This window comes from Mesorhizobium sp. M7A.F.Ca.CA.004.06.1.1 (genome assembly GCF_003999135.1).
GTDB lineage: Bacteria > Pseudomonadota > Alphaproteobacteria > Rhizobiales > Rhizobiaceae > Mesorhizobium.
Genome location: NZ_RZPQ01000527.1, coordinates 1 through 4,196, shown reverse-complemented (window position 1 = coordinate 4,196; position 4,196 = coordinate 1). Strand labels below are relative to the sequence as shown.

The following is a 4,196-nucleotide window of genomic DNA, read 5'->3' as shown; positions in this document are numbered from 1 at the left end:
CCACCGGGCCTAGAAATTGTCCTTGCGCTTGCGGATTTCGGCAAAGACCTCGGCGTCCGAAGCTTTCTCCAGCCCCAGATGCTTGCGGATCGCCGGATCGTGCCAGCGCAGGAAGGGATTGGTCGACAGCTCCTCGCCGATCGTCGTCGGCAGCGTCGGCTTGTCGGCGGCGCGCAGCTTTTCGATCCTGGCGGCGCGTTCCTTCAATGCCGAATTGGTCGGGTCGACGGTCAGCGCGAAACGGGCGTTGGAGAGCGTATATTCGTGGCCGCAATAGATGGCCGTTTCAGCCGGAAGTGCAGCCAGCTTCTTCAGCGATTCATACATCACCGGCGGCTTGCATTCGAACAGCCGTCCGCAACCCAGCGCAAACAGCGTGTCGGCGGTGAACGCCACACCCGAAACCGGCAAATAGTAGGAAACGTGGCCGGCGGTGTGGCCGGGCGTGGCGATGACTTCGATCTTTTCATCGCCAAGATGGAGAACCGAGCCGTCTTCGACGGTCTCGTCGATGCCGGGGATCTTGGCCTTTTCCGCTTCCGGGCCGACGATGCGCAGCTTGAAGCGCTCCTTCAGCGCCAGATTGGCCTCGACGTGATCCATGTGATGATGCGTGGTCAGGATCGTCGTCGGCGTCCAGCCGGTGCGCTTTATCGCTGCCAGGATAGGCGCTTCCTCGGGCGCGTCGATGATCGCGGTCTGGCCGCTTTTGGGATCATGCACCAGCACGCCGAAATTGTCGCTGCGGCACATGAACTGTTCGATTTCGACCGGCATCGCATCTCTCCGTTTATGGCCGCAGACATAGGGCGCCGGCGCGTGGATGTCATCCCGGATGTCGAATGACATCTCGGAATGTCGGGTCGTCGCGGCCTTTTGTTGAAACCCGCCGATATCACGGCTACATCCCTGCCATGCATTCCGACATCGTCGATCTTCGCTCCTTCTATTCGACAACGCTCGGCCGGTTCGCCGAGCGTTCGATCACCATGGCGTTGTCGTCGATATGGGCGGTCGTGCCCAACGAGCGGCTGGTTGGTCTGGGTTACACCTTGCCCTGGCTGGAGCGGTTCGGCACCGATGCCGAGCGGGTCTTTGCCTTCATGCCGGCAACGCAAGGCGCGGTGGTGTGGCCGGCGACAGGGCCGACGGCGACGGCACTGGTCTTCGACGAGGAACTGCCGCTGGTCGATTCCTGCATCGACCGCATGCTGCTCGTCCATTCGCTCGAACATGTCGAGAACCCGCGTGAGACGCTGAACGAGATCTGGCGCGTGCTGTCGCCGGCTGGCCGGGTGGTCATCGTCGTGCCCAACCGGCGCGGTGTCTGGGCGCGCTTCGAGCACACCCCATTCGGCAATGGCCGGCCCTTTTCGCGCGGCCAGCTCACCGAATTGCTGCGCGAGGCCAATTTTACGCCCGCCGCCTGGTCCGATGCGCTGTTCTTTCCGCCGTCGAAGCGCCGTTTCATGATGCGCTTCCACAATGTGCTGGAGCGCGCCGGCCGGCGGCTGTGGCCGATCTTTTCCGGCGTCATCGTCGTCGAGGCGCAGAAACGGCTCTATCAAGGCGTGCCCGTCGTCCAGCGCGCCTCGCGCCGCGTCTTCGTGCCGGTGCTGTCGCCGCATGGCGCCACCCGGCTTGGCCGTCGCAAAGCCGATGCCAAGCCCTCGGCTGCGCGGGTGACGGCTTCGTGATCACGGCAAACGTGCCTGACCTCGTTTCCCTGCCTATCTGTCGCAAGCGGACCGACAGCCCATCCGGCAGCCCATACAAACGCCTGTCAAGTTTCTCCATCCGGTTTCAGCACTGACGCAAGGACCTCGGCCATGGCTGATCAACCGGACAATGCCGCCGCCGTTCATCCGGTTGCCGTGGCGGTTGAAGCCAGCAGCCTGCGCGATCAGGTGGCGACGATCCGGCGGGCACTGGCGCGATCGCCGGTTCGCAAATGGTTGCTGTGGACATCGGTCGGCATCATGGCCGTGATCATCGCAACGTCGATCGGCCAGGTTCTGCTCAACCGCTGGAACCAGCCTTTCTACGATGCGCTTTCGCGCCGCGACATGGCGGCCTTCCTGCACCAGCTCCTCGTCTTCGCGATGATCGCCGGCGGGCTGCTGGTGCTCAATATCGGCCAGACCTGGCTCAACCAGATGATCAGGCTCAAACTGCGCGAGGCGCTGACGCTGGATCTGATCGATCAGTGGATGCGGCCGGCGCGCGCCTTCCGGTTGGCCAATGCCGGCGCCATCGGCGTCAATCCCGACCAGCGCATGCAGCAGGACGCCGCGCATCTGTCCGACCTGTCAACCGATCTCGGCGTCGGGCTGCTGCAGTCGTGCATTCTGCTCGTGTCCTTCGTCGGGGTGCTGTGGGAGCTGTCCTCGGGCTTCGTGTTCCACATCGGCGGGACCTCGCTGGCCATACCGGGCTACATGGTCTGGGCCGCTATCCTTTACGCCGGCATCGCCTCCTGGCTGAGCTGGCTGGTCGGGCGCCCGCTCATCCGCCTGAACAGCGACCGCTATACACGCGAAGCCGAGCTGCGCTCCTCGATGGTGCGCGTCAACGAGAACGTCGATGCCATTGCGTTGTATCACGGCGAGGCCGACGCAAGGCGGCGGCTCGAACTCGATCTCGGCACGGTGCTGGGCGCCATGCGGCGCATCTACACCGCCCAGATCAACCTGTCCTGGGTGACCGACACCTATGGCTGGATCACCGTCGTGGCGCCCATACTGGTCGCTTCGCCGGTCTATTTCTCAGGTGATATCAGCTTTGGCGGGCTGATGATGGCGGTCGGCGCCTTCAACCAGGTCCACTCTTCCTTGCGCTGGTTCATCAACAACATCGGCAGCATCGCCGATTGGCGCGCCACGCTGATGCGCGTGGCCGATTTCCGCATCGCGCTCGATGAAACCGATGCGCTGCATGACACGGAAAAGCGCATTGCCTTCGGCCAAAACGTCAATGGCAGCCTGACTTTCGAGAAGCTCGAAGTGACCTCGCCGGAGGGTTGCACCAGACTCGCCGATCCGCATGTCGAAATCCGCCCCGGCGAGCGCGTCATGATCACCGGCGACCCCGGTGCGGGCAAGACGCTGTTCTTTCGTGCCATTGCCGGCCTGTGGCCATGGGGAAGCGGCCGGATCGGCCTGCCGTCGGGAGAAACCCCCATATTCGTGCCGCGCGTGCCTTATTTTCCGGTCGGCACGTTGCGCGAAGTCCTCGATCACCCGAACGGGCCCGCGCCGGCGAACGATGCCGACATTTCGGCGGTGCTGGCCGAGGTCGGTCTGGGACGGCTATCCTCATCGCTCGACCGTGCCGGGCGTTGGGACCATGAGTTGGGCGATGACGAACAACGCTCGCTGGCCTTCGCCAGGCTCGCGTTGCGGCAGCCGAAATGGGTGATCATCGATGAGGCGCTGGATGCGTTCGACGGCCCATCGCTAAGACGCGTGCTGTCGATGCTCGAGAAGCGTTTGCCGGGGACAGCGATCCTCAACATCGGGCGCGGCCAGCACAACACCCACTTCTTCCCGCGCGCGTTGACGATCGTCAAGGATTCCGGTGCGCCAGCCCTGAAGCCCGCCCGCGTCAGGGCCGGCGCGATAGAACCGCCGCCAGTCGCCGCCCGCCGCAAGAAATGAGCTGATATCCGAGCGAGGGAAGCAGAGCTTTATTTTGCCGCGATCGCGAGGGAAGCTCTTCGGGAGAACAACCCTGGCGACGGCCATGCTTGATGCTCTTCGCCTGCTTGCCTGTCTTGCCTGCGCCCAGGCTGCCCCGATGGCCTCGCCGCCGGATGCGCTCGCCGTCGACGTCGAGCTGGTGCTGGCGGTCGACATCTCGCTGTCGATGGACGAGAAGGAGTTCGCCCTGCAGCGGGCCGGTTATGTCGAGGCGCTGCGGCATCCCGACTTCATCAAGGCTGTCCGCGCTGGCGCCACGGGCCGCATAGCGCTGACCTATTTCGAATGGGCCGGCACGGTCCGCGACGACGCGGTCATCGGCTGGCAGATCATCGATAGTGCCGAGAGCGCGAACAGCTTTGCCGACAAGGTCGCGGCTCGCCCGTTCCGCAGCTTTCGCGGCACTTCGATTTCCGGCGCGCTGGCCTTCGGCACCGAGCTTTTCGACCGCACGTCTTTCCAGGGCGAACGCAGCGTCATCGATATTTCGGGCGACGG

Annotated in this window: 4 protein-coding genes; 3 read left to right on the top strand and 1 reads right to left on the bottom strand. The window is 64.1% G+C overall.

All coding sequences use genetic code 11. From position 1 onward, the window contains the following. Positions 1-9 precede the first annotated feature (9 nt). Positions 10-777 (bottom strand): hydroxyacylglutathione hydrolase, encoded by a 768-nt coding sequence (gloB, locus tag EN906_RS25000; protein WP_127271095.1) that lies wholly within the window; start codon positions 775-777, stop codon positions 10-12. A gap of 137 nt (positions 778-914) precedes the next feature. Between gloB and EN906_RS24995 the strand changes: the two genes are divergently transcribed. The 3 genes from EN906_RS24995 to EN906_RS24985 form a co-directional block, all read left to right on the top strand. After that, complete coding sequence (locus EN906_RS24995) at positions 915-1,697, top strand: methyltransferase domain-containing protein (protein ID WP_127268371.1); 783 nt, start codon at positions 915-917, stop codon at positions 1,695-1,697. A gap of 132 nt (positions 1,698-1,829) precedes the next feature. Further along, positions 1,830-3,656 (top strand): ABC transporter ATP-binding protein/permease, encoded by a 1,827-nt coding sequence (locus EN906_RS24990; RefSeq protein ID WP_127375455.1) that lies wholly within the window; start codon positions 1,830-1,832, stop codon positions 3,654-3,656. An 85-nt stretch (positions 3,657-3,741) separates the two neighbouring features. Beyond that, on the top strand, positions 3,742-4,196 hold a 455-nt coding region (locus EN906_RS24985; protein ID WP_127375454.1), incomplete at its 3' end, for a DUF1194 domain-containing protein.